This window comes from Amycolatopsis sp. NPDC104819, from assembly GCF_055583145.1.
Genome location: NZ_JBVJON010000011.1, coordinates 287,313 through 302,841 on the forward strand (window position 1 = coordinate 287,313; position 15,529 = coordinate 302,841).

15 protein-coding genes are annotated in these 15,529 nt (G+C 72.5%); 11 read left to right on the forward strand and 4 right to left on the reverse strand.

Features of this window, described 5'->3' with window-relative positions; genetic code table 11:
* Window positions 1-10: 10 nt before the first annotated feature.
* The gene (locus ACZ63E_RS32730; protein ID WP_465340055.1) at window positions 11-715 is read right to left on the reverse strand and encodes a glycosyltransferase family protein; all 705 of its coding nucleotides are present in this window, start codon (window positions 713-715) and stop codon (window positions 11-13) included.
* Between the two features lie 95 nt (window positions 716-810).
* On the opposite strand from ACZ63E_RS32730, the gene ACZ63E_RS32735 reads away from it, so the two are divergent.
* A complete protein-coding gene (locus ACZ63E_RS32735) occupies window positions 811-2,004 on the forward strand; it encodes a glycosyltransferase (protein WP_465340056.1) in 1,194 nt (397 codons plus the stop codon).
* A gap of 4 nt (window positions 2,005-2,008) precedes the next feature.
* On the opposite strand, the gene ACZ63E_RS32740 is transcribed toward ACZ63E_RS32735, so the two are convergent.
* Window positions 2,009-3,652 (reverse strand): beta-1,3-glucanase family protein, encoded by a 1,644-nt coding sequence (locus ACZ63E_RS32740; RefSeq protein ID WP_465340057.1) that lies wholly within the window; start codon window positions 3,650-3,652, stop codon window positions 2,009-2,011.
* Between the two features lie 467 nt (window positions 3,653-4,119).
* On the opposite strand from ACZ63E_RS32740, the gene ACZ63E_RS32745 reads away from it, so the two are divergent.
* Genes ACZ63E_RS32745 through ACZ63E_RS32775 form a run of 7 tightly spaced genes read left to right on the forward strand, consistent with a single transcriptional unit; the run spans window position 4,120 to window position 11,119 of the window.
* Complete coding sequence (locus ACZ63E_RS32745; protein WP_465340058.1) at window positions 4,120-4,920, forward strand: endo alpha-1,4 polygalactosaminidase; 801 nt, start codon at window positions 4,120-4,122, stop codon at window positions 4,918-4,920.
* On the forward strand, window positions 4,920-6,188 hold the full coding sequence (locus ACZ63E_RS32750) for an ABC transporter substrate-binding protein (RefSeq protein ID WP_465340060.1): 1,269 nt from the start codon (window positions 4,920-4,922) through the stop codon (window positions 6,186-6,188). The genes ACZ63E_RS32745 and ACZ63E_RS32750 overlap by 1 nt, the downstream gene beginning before the upstream one ends.
* 9 nt (window positions 6,189-6,197) lie before the next feature.
* Window positions 6,198-7,109, forward strand: a complete 912-nt coding sequence (locus ACZ63E_RS32755; RefSeq protein WP_465340061.1) for a carbohydrate ABC transporter permease — start codon at window positions 6,198-6,200, stop codon at window positions 7,107-7,109.
* Window positions 7,106-7,978 (forward strand): carbohydrate ABC transporter permease, encoded by an 873-nt coding sequence (locus ACZ63E_RS32760; RefSeq protein ID WP_465340063.1) that lies wholly within the window; start codon window positions 7,106-7,108, stop codon window positions 7,976-7,978. The genes ACZ63E_RS32755 and ACZ63E_RS32760 overlap by 4 nt, the downstream gene beginning before the upstream one ends.
* Before the next feature lie 2 nt (window positions 7,979-7,980).
* Window positions 7,981-8,919, forward strand: coding sequence for a carbohydrate kinase family protein (locus ACZ63E_RS32765; protein WP_465340064.1), 939 nt, complete (start codon window positions 7,981-7,983; stop codon window positions 8,917-8,919).
* A complete protein-coding gene (gene melA, locus ACZ63E_RS32770) occupies window positions 8,916-10,223 on the forward strand; it encodes an alpha-galactosidase (RefSeq protein ID WP_465340065.1) in 1,308 nt (435 codons plus the stop codon). Before ACZ63E_RS32765 ends, melA begins: the two co-directional genes overlap by 4 nt.
* 14 nt (window positions 10,224-10,237) lie before the next feature.
* Window positions 10,238-11,119 (forward strand): SIS domain-containing protein, encoded by an 882-nt coding sequence (locus ACZ63E_RS32775; RefSeq protein ID WP_465340067.1) that lies wholly within the window; start codon window positions 10,238-10,240, stop codon window positions 11,117-11,119.
* A 4-nt stretch (window positions 11,120-11,123) separates the two neighbouring features.
* Here the strand turns inward: ACZ63E_RS32775 and ACZ63E_RS32780 are convergent, their stop codons facing one another.
* Window positions 11,124-11,681, reverse strand: coding sequence for a TetR/AcrR family transcriptional regulator (locus ACZ63E_RS32780; RefSeq protein WP_465340068.1), 558 nt, complete (start codon window positions 11,679-11,681; stop codon window positions 11,124-11,126).
* A gap of 87 nt (window positions 11,682-11,768) precedes the next feature.
* On the opposite strand from ACZ63E_RS32780, the gene ACZ63E_RS32785 reads away from it, so the two are divergent.
* The 3 genes from ACZ63E_RS32785 (at window position 11,769) to ACZ63E_RS32795 (ending at window position 14,731) form a co-directional block, all read left to right on the forward strand.
* On the forward strand, window positions 11,769-13,199 hold the full coding sequence (locus tag ACZ63E_RS32785) for an FAD-dependent monooxygenase (protein WP_465340069.1): 1,431 nt from the start codon (window positions 11,769-11,771) through the stop codon (window positions 13,197-13,199).
* Window positions 13,199-13,534, forward strand: a complete 336-nt coding sequence (locus tag ACZ63E_RS32790; protein ID WP_465340070.1) for a putative quinol monooxygenase — start codon at window positions 13,199-13,201, stop codon at window positions 13,532-13,534. The genes ACZ63E_RS32785 and ACZ63E_RS32790 overlap by 1 nt, the downstream gene beginning before the upstream one ends.
* Window positions 13,535-13,681: 147 nt before the next feature.
* Window positions 13,682-14,731 (forward strand): glycoside hydrolase family 43 protein, encoded by a 1,050-nt coding sequence (locus ACZ63E_RS32795; RefSeq protein ID WP_465340071.1) that lies wholly within the window; start codon window positions 13,682-13,684, stop codon window positions 14,729-14,731.
* A gap of 42 nt (window positions 14,732-14,773) precedes the next feature.
* Here the strand turns inward: ACZ63E_RS32795 and ACZ63E_RS32800 are convergent, their stop codons facing one another.
* Entirely contained in the window at window positions 14,774-15,529 is a 756-nt protein-coding gene (locus ACZ63E_RS32800; RefSeq protein ID WP_465340072.1) for an SDR family NAD(P)-dependent oxidoreductase, read from the reverse strand.

The following is a 15,529-nucleotide window of genomic DNA, read 5'->3' on the forward strand; positions in this document are numbered from 1 at the left end:
GCCGGAGGGGTCAGCCCGCGACTGTGTTGTAGTTCACGATCCGCTCCACCATCAGCGCGACCGCGCCGGCCAGCGGGCTGTCCGCGTCCCGGCGGGCCACGTCGGGCAGCCGGTGCGCCTCCTCCGCGGTGACCGCGACCATGCCCCAGCACGCGTTGAAGCCCGCCGGGTCCGCCGGCTTCTCGGCGGCCGCCGCGACGGTCGCGGCGTTGCCTTGCCCGCTGACGGTCAGCGCGCCCGTCAGCCGCAGGGCGTCGGGATCGCGCTCCTCGGTGGCCACCACGCTCCAGCCGGTCTCCTTGGCGCGCTCCACCGCGGTGCCGAGGCTGCCGGTGCTGCCCGCGCCGCTGACAACGATGTCAGGGAGTACGAGGGCCACCGGTCCCGCCGTCATCGGCAAGGCCGACCGGATCGCTCCGTCGAGCCCGGCCTGCAGCGATTCGTCCTGGTAGACGAAGACGATCTGGAAGGTCTGGGCGTACCGCTCGAGGTAGCGGACGGTGTCGAGCTTGTGCGCCCGGAACACGACGACCAGGCGCACGTCGAGCCCGTTTTCGGCCAGTTCGACGGCGGGCGCCAGGCTGCGGTCCAGCACCGTGACGCCGGGGGTCAGGCAGTGCAGCTCCTTCGAGTAGGGCGCTTCGAAGCGCGTCGCGAATCCGGCGCACGGCAAGACGATCGAGACATCGGGGGTGGTCACGGACGAACTGCGCATCGAGGACTCTCTCCGTGAGTGGGATCGGGAACCGGGCGGGGAGCGCCGTACACTCCTGCCGCACCGTAAGGGAAGATCGGCGGAAGTGGGGCGAAATGCGGGTGCTGCTGGCCACGTACGGGACCCGGGGCGACGTGGAACCGCTGGTGGCGCTGGCGGTCCGGCTCCAGGAGCTGGGTGTCGAGACGCGGATGTGCACCCCGCCGGACGAGGAGTTCGCCGAGCGGCTGACCGGCCTCGGGATCGAGCCGGTGCCGGTCGGGCTGTCGATGCGGGCGTTGATGAGCGGGGAGCAACCGCCGTCGGCCGCCGAGCTGTCCCGCTACCGCAACGCCGTCGTCGAGGCCCAGTTCGAGGCCTACCCGAAAGCGGCCGACGGCTGTTCCGCGCTGGTGGCGGCCGGGCTGGCGCAGGTCGGCGCGCGGTCGGTGGCCGAAGCTTCGGGCATCCCGTACTTCTACGCGACCTACGCGGCGGTCAACCTGCCCTCGCCCCATCACGCGCCGCCGCCGCGGCCGGGCTGGCCGGAGCCGGAGACCACCGGAAACTGGGCCTTGTGGGAGCGGGACGCCGACCACGCGAACACGCAGTTCCGCGAAGCGCTCAACGGCCACCGCGCGGCGCTCGGCCTGCCGCCGGTGGACAACGTCCGCGACCACGTCTACAGCGACCGGCCGTGGCTCGCCGCCGACCCGGTCCTGGGGCCGTGGCCGGAGACCCCGGGGCTCGACGTGGTCCAGACCGGCGCCTGGTACCTGCCGGACGACCGCCCGCTCCCGGCCGACCTGGAGAGCTTCCTGGCTGCGGGTCCGCCGCCGGTCTACGTCGGCTTCGGCAGCATCCCGCCGGCGCCGGGCATCGTTTCCCGGGCCGTCGAAGCGATCCGCGCGCTGGGGCACCGCGTGCTCGTCTCCCGCGGCTGGGCGGACCTCGACGTGCCCGACTGCTTCGCCATCGGCGAGGTCAACCACCAGCGGCTGTTCGGTCAGGTCGCCGCCGTGGTGCACCACGGCGGCGCGGGCACCGCGCAGACGGCCGCCCGGGCAGGGGTGCCGCAGCTGGTCGTCCCGCTGCCGATCGCGGACACGCCGTACTGGGCCGCCCGGGTGGGGGAGGCGCGGGTCGGCGTGAACCTCGACGGCGCGACCGCCGGCACCGAGTCGCTGACGGCCGCCCTCGAAACGGTCCTGGGACCCGAAACCCGGGCGCGGGCCACGGCTTTGGCCGCCCGGATGCGCACCGACGGCGCGGCCGTGGCCGCCCGCCGGCTGCTCGACACCGTGGGGTGAGCGGTCACCGGGTGAAGGTGAACCAGTTGATGTTGACGAAGTCCGCGGAGCCGCCCCCGAACGTCAGGTAGAGGTCGTGCACCCCGGTCGCCGCGCCGACGACGTTGGCCGGGACCGTCTGCCACTGCTGCCAGCCGCCGTTGTTGGCGAAGTCGATCTCGGCGATGACCGGCCCGCTCACGCTGTCCAGCCGGGCGAGGATCGCGCCACTCACCCCGGCGGCCGCGCCGGACGCGAGGCGGGCGACGAACTGGCGTGGTGAGCTCGAGCCGAAGTCGACACCGGAGTACTTCAGCCAGTCCCCGCCGGCGATCCAGCCGACGTCGACGCCGCCGCCGGTGTCCCCGCACGCCTCGTTCTGCGTGCCGCTCTGCGCGCTGTAGGACTCCGCCTGGATCGTGGAGTACGCGCCCACTCCTCCGCCCGGCGGCGGTGTGGTGCCGCCGCCCGCGCCCGGACCGAGCGCGACGGTCCAGGACGTCGGCGCCGGGTCCTGCAGGTGGCCGTCGACCGGCTGGGCGCCGGTCGGGCCGACGTCGTCGTACGGGAAGGCGTAACCGATCGACGCGTGCTGGTGGACCAGGCGCGCGTAGTGGTTCGTCGTCGCGTCTTGGTAGTACTGCGAAGGGGCGACGCCGTCAGGCTGGTTGTTGCCGCCGCCGACCAGCAGGCTGCTGCGGTTGAGCGCGGCGGCCAGCCGCGCGGCGACGGCCCCGCGCGCGTCCCCGCCGGAGTTGTACAGCGGCCCGCTCGCGCAGCCGAAGATGTCCACCGCACTGGGTTTCGTGAACGGGACGCCGTTGGTGTCGAGACCGGCGAACACGAGCGTGTCCCCGCTGACCGTGCCGGTGTAGGAGCCGATGGCGCCCTGGCCGTTGACCGTCAGCGGCGTCGAGCGGTAGTGGTCCCAGACCGCGTTCAGGTAGTTGTTCCAGTAACCCCCGAAGTCGACGGGGGAGTGCCCGGGAGCGAGCAGCCGCACCACTTTCCCGGACGCGTCGGTGACGACCAGCCGGTCCCACGGCGCGCCGTCGGTCGAGTGCTGGGCGCGCAGCCCGTCGGCGATGGCGGCGAGCGCGCCGTCCGGCAGCGGGCTGACCGACTGCGCGCCGGCCGCGCCCGTGGTGGCCATGGACACCGGCAGCGCGACCATGTCGACGTAGCTGATGTTGGCGTAGAGGTTCGCGCTGTTGTAGGTGAACTCGCAGAAGGTCCAGTTCGTCTGCCAGTTCGGGTCCGAGCTGGTGAAGCCGGGCTGCACCAGTCCGGGCCCGGGGTTGACGAAGAACTGGATCTTCTTGTCCGCCGAGAACCAGACGCGGCCGCCGATGATGTAGTCGTTGAGCATCACCGTGACCTGGGATCCCGAGCCGGTCAAGGGAATCGCGTAGTCGGGGATCGGCGTCACCGGCGAGGACGGGTTGGGCAGCCGCTGGAACCGGCCGTCGGCGGTGACGAAGCCGGGCCAGCCCGAGGTGTCGGCGCCGCTGACGTAGGCGTACACGGTGCCGTTGCCGGAGTTGTTCTTCAGGGTCAGCGGCAGCGCGGCGGCGGCCCGCGCCCGCGGCGCGGCGAGGGCGGACCAAAGCGGTGTGCCGGCCGCGGCGGCCACGAGCCCCGCGGTGACGAAGGTACGCCTGGAAAGCATTGGCACCTCCTGGGAAGGGGCGGATGCCATGTGGTCCAGACCCTTTATCCGCCGGTGGCCGAACGGTAGGTACGCGCCCCGGCGCGGTCAACGCCCGGCGGGCCGGGTCGGGTACGAACGTCCCTCTAAGCTGCCCTTTCGGCGCAGCCGGGCGCGGCCGTCGGCGTCCGGACATCCCGGCGGCGGACGAGCTCGGCTTGCTGCCCCGGTCACGGCGCTCAGCGACCTGAGGCAGGCCGTCCGCCGTGCTCGCGAGTGCGTGATCGTCGCTCCAAGCGATCAGCATCGAGCACTTGACATGCGCGGACTTGCTGGTTTTACTTCTCGGCACGTCGGCGTGGTTCTGTCCCGGCGTGAGAGGTACGCCCAGCCGGTATGTCGGCCGCCGCCGCGAGCCCGGACTGAGTCGCCAGGACGTGCACGGCGTCCGAGGCGGGGTCGTGCCCACCATCATCCGGAGACCGATGATGCCCTTCTCCCGCACCCGGTTCCTCACCGTCGCCGCGTGCTCGGCCGCGATCCTCGGCGGCAGCGCGTGCTCGGCCGCCGCCGCGCCGGCCGCGGCTCCCGCGCCCCCGCCGGTCAAGGCGGGCTTCGACTACCAGATCGGCGGCGCCTACACCCCGGCCGCCGACGTCAAGGTCGTCAGCCGCGACCACACCGCCCAGCCCGCCGCCGGGCTCTACAACATCTGCTACGTCAACGCTTTCCAGGCCCAGCCCGGCGCCGAAGGGGAGTGGAACGACCTCCTGCTGCGCGACGCCGGCGGCAAGGTGGTCGTCGACGAAGACTGGGGCGAGGCCCTGCTCGACCTCCGGACCGCGGACAAGCGCACCCGCGTCGCCGCGAAGGTCAACGCTTGGGTCGACGACTGCGCCGCCAAGGGCTACCAGGCGATCGAGCCCGACAACTACGACAGTTTCACACGCTCGAAAGGACTTCTGTCCGACAGCAACGCCCAAGCCTACATCCGCCTGCTGTCCGCGCACGCCCACGAAAAGGGCCTCGCGATCGCGCAGAAGAACACCTCCGAGCTGGCCGGTCAGCGCCAGGCGAACGGGCTCGACTTCGCCATCGCCGAAGAGTGCGGGCAGCAGAAGAACTGTGGTGAGTTCACGCCCGCGTTCGGCGACCACGTGATCGTCATCGAGTACACCGACAGCGGGCTCAAGACCGCCTGCAGCCGGTGGAGCTCGCTGAGCATCGTCCGCCGCGACCTCGACGTCGTCCCGAAGGGCGAGTCCGGCTACGTCCGCAAGACCTGCTGATGGACCGGCGGAGCTTCCTCCGCGGGGTCGGCGGCCTCACCCTCGGCACGGCGGTGGCCGGGTGCGGCGCGGCCACGACGGGCGACGGCGGTCCGGTGACCGTGGAGGTCTGGCACGGCCAGACCGACACCGGCAAGAAGGTCCTCGACACGCTCGTCGCGGACTTCCACCGGACGCACCCCGGCATCCGGATCGACCTGGGCGGCGGTGTCCTCGCCGACGCGATGCTGCAGAAGATCACCGCGGCGCTCGCGTCGGGGTCGTTCCCGGACATCGCCTACGTCTTCGGCTCGGACCTCGCCAGCGTGGCGCGCAGCCCGAACGTCGTCGACGTCACCGGGCTCGTCGACGCGGGCCCCGGCTTCTGGGCGCCGGCCCGGGAAGCGGTCACGGTCAACGGCCGCGCCCGCGCGGTCCCGGCGCTGCTCGACTCGCTGGCCGTGGTGTGCAACAGGACGTTGTTCGACCAGGCCGGGATCCCGCTGCCCGCCGCGGGCTGGACGTGGGCCGACTTCGTCGCCGTGGCCGCGAAGCTCACCGACCCGGGCAGCGGCACCTTCGGCACCGCGTGGCCCGCCACCGGCGACGAGGACACCGTGTGGCGGCTGTGGCCGATGGTGTGGGACCTCGGCGGCGACGTCATCGGCGCCGGCGGGCGTGGCATCGGGTTCGAAGGCCAGGGTGTGCGCGCGCTCGAAGTCGTCCGCGACCTCGCGGCGGCGAAGTCCGTCTACCTCGACCCGAAGACCGGCAGCGAGCAGATGTACCAGGCCTTCGAAGCCGGCCACATCGGCATGGTCCCGACCGGGCCGTGGCAGCTGCCCGACATCACCGACGCCGGGATCGACTACACGGTCGTGCCGCTGCCCAGCTTCAGCGGCCGCCCGGTGACGATCTCCGGTCCGGACACCTGGACGCTCTTCGACAACGGCGAAGAACGGGTCGACGCGGCGCGGACTTTCCTGTCCTGGCTGGCGGACCCGGCCCAGGACGTCCGCTGGGACGACGGCGCGGGCAGCCTCCCGCTGAGCCGCCGGACGCAGCAGCTGCCCGCGTGGCAGGCGAAAACCGCCGAAACACCGGGCCTGCCGGTGTTCGTCGACGCGCTGGACCACGCCCGCGTCCGCCCGGTGCACCCGGCCTACCCGCAGGTGTCGGCGGCGCTGGGCACCGCGATCGTCGCCGTGCTGCTCGGCCAGGCGTCCCCGGCCGACGCGCTGCGCGACTGCGCCGCGGCCGCGAACGCCGCCCTGATCATTCCGCGATAGGGAGCCGCCATGCCCGGACTGCCGAGGCCCATCACCGTCACCCCCATTCAACGCAGGCGGCGCGAAACCGCCGCCGCCTGGGCGTACGTCTCGCCCGCTGTCCTCATCATCCTGGGCCTCGGTGTGGTGCCCGTGGCCTGGTCGCTGCTGCTGTCGTTCCAGGTCGACGACCTGGTGACGCCCAGCCGGTGGGTCGGCGGGGACAACTACGCCGCGCTCGCCCAGGACCCGCACTTCGCCCAGGCTGTCTGGAACACCGTGCTGTACACGGTGCTCTACGTCCCGCTGAGTATCGTGTTCGGCTTCCTGCTGGCGCAGGCGCTGAACCGGCGCATCCGGCTGATCGGTGTCTACCGGACGCTCGTGTTCGTCCCGTTCGTGCTCTCGGCGACGGCGCAGGGGGTGCTGTTCTCGTTCATCCTCGACCCGCAGTTCGGGGCGGCCAACTCGCTGCTGCACCACCTCGGCGTGTCCCCGCAGGGTTTCCTGACCGATCCGGGGCAGGCGCTGCTGGTGCTGGTCGGCATCACGCTGTGGAGCGGCACCGGCTTCTGCATCGTGGTCTACCTCGCCGCGCTGCAGGACGTCGAGCCGTCGCTGGTCGAGGCCGCGCGGCTGGACGGCGCGGGCACCTGGCGCGTGCTGCGGCACGTGACGCTGCCCGCGGTCACCCCGGTGACGGCGTTCCTGGTGCTGTGGCAGCTGATCACGTCGCTGCAGGTGTTCGACCTGGTCTACGTGACGACCAAGGGCGGCCCGCTCGGCTCCACCACGGTGATCGTCTACTTCGTCTGGGAGCAGGCGTTCAAGAACTTCACCGCCGGGTACGGCGCGGCGTCGGCCTACGTGCTCGCGCTCGCCCTGCTCGTCGTCGTGGTGGCCGTCCGCCTGCTGCGCCGCCGGCGGGAGGTGCTCCGATGACCACCCGGATCGGCAGTGTGCCCGCCCCGCGCGTCCTGCCCGTGCTGCGCCGGCCGCGGCTGCCCTTCAGCCCGTGGCACCTGCTGCTCGTGCCGCTGGCGCTGGTGTTCGCCGCGCCGCTGGTGTGGCTGCTGCTCAGCTCGGTGATGAGCAACGCCGAGATCAACCGCTTCCCGCCCGCGCTGTGGCCGTCCCGGGTGGACTTCTCGGGCTACCGCTACGTCCTCGACAACGCGCTCTTCGTGCGCTGGTTCACGAACTCGCTGATCGTCTCGGCCGTGACGGTCGGGTCCAACCTGCTGTTCGGCACGCTCGGCGGGTACGCGTTCGCGCGGATGCGGTTCGCCGGGTCGCGGGTGCTGCTCGGGCTGATGGTCGCGACGATGGCGATCCCGTTCCAGCTCACCATGATCCCGACGTTCCTGGTGATGAAGCAGCTCGGCCTGATCGACAGCCTGGGCGCGCTCATCGTGCCGTCCCTGGTCACGCCGTTCGCGGTGTTCCTGCTGCGCCAGTTCTTCCTGTCCCTGCCCAGGGAGCTCGAAGAAGCGGCGTGGATCGACGGCTGCTCGCGGCTGCGGGTGCTGGTCACGATCGTGCTGCCGCTCTCGCGGCCCGCGCTGAGCACGGTGGCCGTGCTGACGTTCCTGAGCACCTGGAACGACCTGACCTGGCCGCTCATCGCGCTCAACCACGACACGACGTACACGCTGCAGCTGGGCCTCACCACCTTCCAGGGCCAGCACCACACGAACTGGGCCGCGGTGATGGCGGGCAACGTGATCACCGTGCTGCCGGTGCTGCTCGCCTTCCTCGGCGCGCAGAAGACGTTCATCCAGTCCATCACCACCAGCGGGCTCAAGGGCTGACCATGCACCGTTTCGACCTCCTGGTCGTCGGCGACGCCAACCCCGACGTCATCCTCGGTCCACTTCGGACAGACCTCGCCTTCGGCCAGCGCGAACAGCTCGCCCCCTCCGGCACGCTCACCCTCGGCGGCTCCGGCGCCATCACCGCCGCCGGCGCCGCCCGGCTGGGCCTGAAGGTCGCCCTCGCCGGCCGGGTCGGCGCCGACGAAGGCGGCCGGTTCGTCCGCGCCGCGCTGGAAGACCGCGGTGTCGACACCACGGCGTTGCGCACCGACCCGGACCTGCCGACCCCGCTGACCACCGTCCTCACCCGCGACGGCGACCGGGCGATCGTCACCGCGCCCGGCACCCTGGCCACGACGTCCGCGGCCGACGTCCCGCCGGAGCTGCTGGCCAGCAGCAGGCACGTCCACGCGTCGTCGTACTTCCTGCTGCCGAAGCTCGCCGCCGACCTGCCCGCCCTGCTGCGCACCGCCCGGGAGCACGGCGCGACCACGTCCGTCGACACCAACGACGACCCGGCCGGGACCTGGGATGTCGGGGGCCTCTTGGCGGAGACGGACTTCCTGCTGCCCAACGCCGCGGAGGCCGTCCGGCTGGCGGGCGTGCCCGACGCGCGGCGGGCCGCCGCGATGCTGGCCGCGCGAGGCCCCGCCGTGGTGGTCAAGGACGGCGAGGACGGCGCCTTCTGCTGCCAGGGCGGCGAATTCGCCTTCGCTCCCGGAGCCCCCGCGGCCGCCGTCGACACGGTCGGCGCCGGGGACAGCTTCGACGCCGGGTTCCTCGCCGGCCTCCTGGCCGGGCTGCCGCTCGCGACGGCGCTGCGCTGCGGCGTCGTCTGCGGCGGCTTCTCCGTCCGCGCCCGCGGCGGCACCGCAGGCCAGGCCACGTGGGACGACGTCCTCGTCCACCTCGAACGCACCGGATCGGACCCCGCATGACCCCCAAGATCACCTTCGTCGGCGCCGGCAGCGTCGTGTTCACCCAGGGCCTGCTCGCCGACCTCTTCGCCTACCCCGAGCTGGACGGTGTGCACGTCGCCCTGCACGACATCGACCCGGACCGGCTCGCGACCGCGCTCGCCGCGGCGCGGCGGATCGCCGCCGTCCGCGGGGTCAAGCCGCTGCTCACCGCGCACGCCGACCGCCGGGAAGCGTTGTCGGGCGCGGACTTCGTCGTGGACATGGTCCAGATCGGGATGGGGGCGGCGACCCGCGTCGACTTCGAGGTCCCGGCGCGCTACGGCCTGCGCCAGACCATCGGCGACACGCTCGGCATCGGCGGGATCTTCCGCGCGCTGCGCACGTTCCCGTTCCTGAAGGCGCTCGGCGCGGACATCGCCGACGTCTGCCCGGACGCCTGGCTGCTCAACTACACGAACCCGATGGCGATGAACGTCCAGTACCTGGCCGAGGCGACCGGGCTGACGCGGGTCGTCGGACTGTGCCATTCGGTGTACTGGACCGTGCACGGGCTCGCGCAGCTGGTCGGCGTGCCGTTCGAGGAGGTCACCTACGTCGCGGCCGGGGTCAACCACCAGGCCTGGGTGCTGCGCTTCGAGCACGGGGGCGCCGACCTCTACCCACGGCTGGCCGAGCTGGCCGCGGCCGACGAGCAGCTGCGGCGGCGCGTCCGGTTCGACATGTTCCGGCGCCTGGGTTTCTACCCGACGGAGACCAGCGAGCACTCCGCCGAGTACGTCCCCTGGTACCTCAAGCACGACAGCGAAGTCGAGCGGCTGCGGCTGCCGATCGGCGCCTATCTCAACATCGTCGCGGAGAACGAGGCCGAATACGAGCGGACGCGGCGGGCGGTCGCGGCCGACGAGTCGCTGCCCGTCGAAGGCACCGAGGAGTACGCGCCGCAGATCGTCCACAGTGTCCTCACCGGGACCCCGCGCACGGTGTACGGCAACGTGGTCAACCACGGCCTGATCGAGAACCTGTCGGCCGGCGGGGTGGTCGAGGTGCCGTGCCTGGTCGACGGCACCGGCGTCCGGCCGACCCGCATCGGCGCGCTGCCCCCGCAGCTCGCCGCGCTGAACCGGACGTACCTGAGTGTCAACGACCTCGTCGTGCGCGCGGCCGTCGAAGACGACCCGCGGCACATCCGCCACGCCGCGATGACCGATCCCGCGACCGCCGCCGCGCTGCCGGTCGAGCGGATCTTCCAGCTGTGCGACGACCTCGTCCGCGCGCACGGCGACCGCCTCCAGCCCGCCCTGCGCGCCGTCCTCGGCCACTGACCCGTAGGAGAACCATGTCCCACACGCTCGACGAGATCACCAGCCAGCCGGAGTGCTGGGCGCGCGTGCTGCGCGAACTGCCGTCCCACGCGCCCGCGCTGCCCGCCGCGGGGGAGCGCGTCGCGGTGGTCGGCTGCGGCACCTCGCTGTTCATGGCCCAGTGTTATGCCCAGCTGCGCGAGGACGCCGGGCTCGGCCTGACCGACGTCTTCCCGGCGTCGGAGGCGAAGCTCGACCGGCCCTACGACCGGCTGCTGGTGATGACCCGCTCCGGCACGACCACCGAGATCCTCACCGCGATCGGCCGGGCCCGCCCGGGAACCCGCGTCACGACGATCACCGCGGTGGCCGGCTCGCCGGCCGCGGAGCTGTCCGACGACGTGGTCGCCCTGCCGTACGCGGACGAGCGGTCGGTGGTCCAGACGCGCTTCCCGACCACGCAGCTGCTGCTCCTGCGCGCGCACCTGGGGCTGCCGGTCGACCGCGCGCTGGCCGACGTCTCCCGGGCCCTGGCCGAGCCGCTCGAGCCGGAACTGCTCGCCGCGGCCCAGATTTCGTTCCTCGGCGCGGACTGGCACGGCGGGCTGGCGAACGAAGCCGCGCTGAAAGTTCGTGAGGCGGCGGCCTGGTGGACGGAGTCGTACTCGGCGATGGAGTACCGCCACGGCCCGATCGCGGTCGCGGCGCCGGGCCGGGCGGTATGGAGCCTGGCGCCCCTGGACGCGGGCCTGGTGCGACAGATCGAGGCGACCGGCGCCCACCTCCGTCAGGGCCGGCTGGACCCGCTCGCGGAGCTGGTCGCCGTCCAGCGGCTGGCGGTGGAGCTGGCGCTGGCGGCCGGCCGGGACCCGGACCGCCCGGCGCACCTGACCCGGTCGGTGGTCCTGGCCGGCTGAGCGGTCACGCCGGGTCCGTGAGGTAGTGGCGGATGACCGGCGTGACCCAGGCTTCGAGCTCCGCGCGTCCCATGTCCGCCAGCGGCGGCACCTTCAGCACGTAGCGGGACAGGGCCAGGCCGAGGATCTGGGAGCCGAGGAGCGCGGCGCGCTGCGGGGCCCGGTCGGGCACGACCGCGGCCACCGCCGGGGTGACCTGGGCGGTGAACAGCTCCAGCATCTTCTCGGCCGCGGCCGCGCTGGTCGTGGCGGCGCGCAGCAGGGACAGGAAGCCGGCGTCGCCCTCCCAGACACCGAAGAAGCGCGGCATCAGGACCCGTGCGAGGTCGTCCGCCGACACCCCGGTGAGGTCGGGCAGGTCCAGGTCGAACTCGGCGGCCGCGGCGAAGAGCCCTTCCTTCGTGCCGAAGTAGCGGATCACCATCGCCGGGTCGACGCCGACGTCGGCGGCCACGTCGCGCAGCCGGACGCGGTCGAACCCGTGGGCGCCGAAGCGCGTCCGGGCGGCCTCGAGGATCGCGGCACGGGTGGCGGGGGCGGAGCGGCGGCGCGGTGCGGTCACGCCGCCAGCATAAGTCACCGGCGGTTGACTTGGCTTCGGGACGGCCGCTACCGTCTAAGTCACCCGCTGTTGACTTAGGAGGTTCCGGTGGAGACCGTGGATGTCGTGGTGGTCGGGGCCGGCCCGGCGGGCTGCCTGCTCGCCGGGGAGCTGGCGCTGGCCGGCCGGTCGGTCGTGGTCGTCGAGAAGCACGCGGAGGCGTCGCCGCTCAGCCGGGCGTTCGGGACCCACGCCCGGACGCTGGAGGTCCTGGACAGCCGTGGCCTCGCCGACGCGCTTGTCGCGACGGGCGCCAAGGCGGGCAGCCTGAGCCTGTGGAAGAGCGCCGGGCTCGACCTCACCCGGCTGCCGTCACGCTTTCCGTTCCTGCTGGTCACCCCGCAGCGCAACGTCGACAGCCTGCTGGAGGAGCGCGCCAGGGAGCTTGGCGCGCGGATCGTGCGCGGGGCCGAGCTCACGCGGCTGGACCAGCGCGACGACGGGGTCCTGGTGCACCTCGGGTCCGCCGGGAAACCGGCGCTGAAGGCGTCCTACGTCGTCGCGGCCGACGGCGCGCACAGCACGGTCCGGCGGCTGACCGGCACGGCGTTCCCGGGCAAGGTGCTGCTGGACTCGATCATGCTCGCCGACACGCGGCTCGCAGACCCGCCCGGCGACGTCGTCACGGTGGACGCCGTCAAGGACAGCTTCGCTTTTGTCGCGCCGTTCGGCGACGGGTGGTTCCGCGTGATCGCCTGGGACCGGCGCCACGAAGGCGACCCGGCGTTCCGCCCGGAGCCGGCCGTGGTGCGCGACATCCTGCGGCAGACCATGGGCACGGACTTCGGCATGGGGGAGACCCGGTGGATCTCCCGGTTCCGCAGCGACGAGCGTCAGGTCGGCGCCTACCGCGCGGGCCGGGTGTTCTTCGCGGGCGACGCCGCGCACGTCCATTCGCCCGCGGGCGGGCAGGGCATGAACACCGGCATCCAGGACGCGCTCAACCTCGGCTGGAAGCTGGCCGCCGTCCTGGGTGGCGCCGACCCCGCGATCCTCGACACCTACCAGGAGGAGCGGCACCCGGTCGGCAAGCTGGTGCTGCGCACGAGCGGCGCGACGATCCGCCTGATGACGGTGCGCTCGTGGCCGGCGCGGCTGCTGCGCAACCACGTCCTCGGCGCGCTGCTGCGCAACGGCCGGGTCTCCGGCAAGGCCGCGGGCATGTTCACCGGAACCGGCATCCGCTACCGGCGCCCGCCGTCCTCGCACCGGCTGGTCGGCCGCCCCGCGCGCGAGATCCCGTTGCGGTCCGGACGGCTGGCCGAAGCGTTGCGGCACGGCGGGTTCGTGCTCGTGGCGGAGCGGGACGCCGGGCCGGTGCGGGCGCCGGTCCCGGTGGTCCACCGCACCGACGACGGCCCGGGCCTGCTGGTCCGCCCGGACGGCTACATCGCCTGGGCCGGCATCGCCGAGTCCGGCGACTGGGCGGCGGTCCTCGCCCGGTGGACGGCGCCGGTGCGCGAACGGAGTGCCCGCTGATGCAGGTCGTCGTGATCCGGTTCACGGTGCGCGAAGAGTGGGCGGATCGCTGGCTCGGGCTGGTGGAGGAGTTCACCCGGGCCACGCGTTCGGAGGACACCAATCTCTGGTTCTGGTGGGCGCGCAGTGTGGACGAGCCCGGGGTGTTCTTTCTGCTGGAGGGGCATCGGGAGGAGGGGGTCGAGCGGCATTTGAAGTCGCCGCTGATCCCGAAGATCCAGCGTGAGTGGCCGGCCGCGTTGGCCGAGACGCCTCGGGTGCTGATGACGAGGATGCCGGGGGAGGAGTGGGCGGAGCTGGCGCTGTTGCCGGTTCCGGCGGACGACCTCGCTTGAACTCCACCCGACGCACACCGGTTCAGACCAATTCCGCCCGAGCTGGATCGAGCAAGTCCCCCGCGCGCTACCGGATCCCGCGCCCGCGGGTGATCCTTCCGGGAGGGCCCGCTTCGCCGGGACCACGACCGAGCAAGGGATGTGGTCATGAAGCTCTCCCGATGCGTCGCCGCTCTCGTTCTGCTCTTCGCCGTGGCTCTCGGTGGCGCGCCGGCCGCCGTGGCGGGGCAGACCTCCTTGCGGGCCGCCGATCCGGGTGTGCTCCGGGTCGGGTCCACCTATGTCGCCGTGCAGTCCGCCGGGGGTGGGATCGTCGTGCGGCAGGCCGCTTCCACCGACGGGCTCGCCGGCGCGCCCGCGCGGCGGATCTGGAGTGACAGCCGGGGGCTCGGGGAGGTGTGGGCGCCGGAGATCGTCACCGACGGGGGCCGGTTCTACGTCTACTTCTCGGCCGGAACCGGGGCGGCGCACCGGATGTACGTGATCAGCTCCGCCGCCGCCGACAGCGGCTACACCGGCGAGACCCAGCTGGCGCTGCCCGACGGGAAGTGGGCCATCGACGGCACGCAGTTCACCTTCAACGGGCAACGCTGGTTCGTCTGGTCGGGCTGGGCCGGGGACACCAACGTCGAACAGAACCTCTACATCGCGCGGATGAGCACCCCGACGACGCCGACCGGCGCCCGGTACATCATCTCGCAGCCGCGGGAGAGCTGGGAACGCGTCGTCGGCAACCCTTACATCAACGAAGCGCCCGTGCCGATCAAGGACCCTGGCGGGCAGCTGCACATCGCCTACTCGGCCAACGGCAGCTGGAGCGACCAGTACTGCATCGCCGAGGTCCGCCTGCGCGCCGGCGGTGACCCGACCTACGTCTGGGACTGGTACAAGTCGAACGGCTGTCTCTTCGGCTCCCACCGCGAGACGATGATGGCCGGCTGGGACCCGACGCTGTACGTCGACGGGCCGGGCAGCCACAGCTTCGTCCTGCTCAACGGCGACATCGCGACCAGCCCACCGGCCGGGCCGAAGTTCCCGCTGATGTTCCACGCCGTCGCCAAGGGGACGCCCTACTCGTGGGCGAACCGGTACTGGTACACCGGAACCTTCTGCTGGTGGGGCTCGACCACCTACCGCCGCGCCAACGTCCCGGGCGCGACCACCGACACCGGCTGGAGCCTCAAGTTCTTCGAGTGACCGGCCGGCGGGCCGCCCGGAGCAGACCCGCCGACCGGCGTCTCACACGAGCGACGCGGTCAGCCCGCCGTCGAGGACGTAGTGGCTGCCGGTCACCCAGCTCGCGCGGTCGGACGCCAGGAACGCCGCCACCTCCGCGATGTCCTGCGGGGTGCCGAGCCGGCCCTGCTTCGCCGCGACGAGGTCGCCGAACGGGACCTGGGTCGCCGCCTCGAAGTCGGGGACCAGCCGCTCGACCATGGCCGTGTCGGCGAAGCCCGGGCAGACCGCGTTGACCCGGATGCCGGCCGGGCGCATCTCCACCGCGGCGACGCGGGTCAGCTGGATGACCGCCGCCTTCGTCGCGCAGTAGGAGCCGAGCAGCGGGCTGCCGCCGACACCGGCGATCGAGGAGATGTTGACGATGTTGCCCTTCGACTCGACCAGGTGCGGGGTCGCCGCCTTCATCGCGACGAACGTGCCGCGCACGTTGACCGCGAAGATCTTGTCGAAGCTCTCCGTGGACTGCTGCAGCAGCGGCGACGACACCTCGATGCCGGCGTTGTTGACCAGGACGTCGAGGCCGCCGAGGATCTCGACCGCCTGCTCGATCGCGGTCTGGACCTGGGTTTCGTCGGTGACGTCGCAGTTGGCGACGCCGGCCGCGCCGATCTCCTCGGCCGCCTGCTTGGCCGAGAGGGCGTTGAGGTCGCTGACCACGACCCGGGCGCCGCGTTCGATGAACAGCTTCGCGATCGCCTTGCCGATGCCGGCGCCCGACCCGGTGACGAAGACGCGCTTTCCCTCGAGTTCGGACAT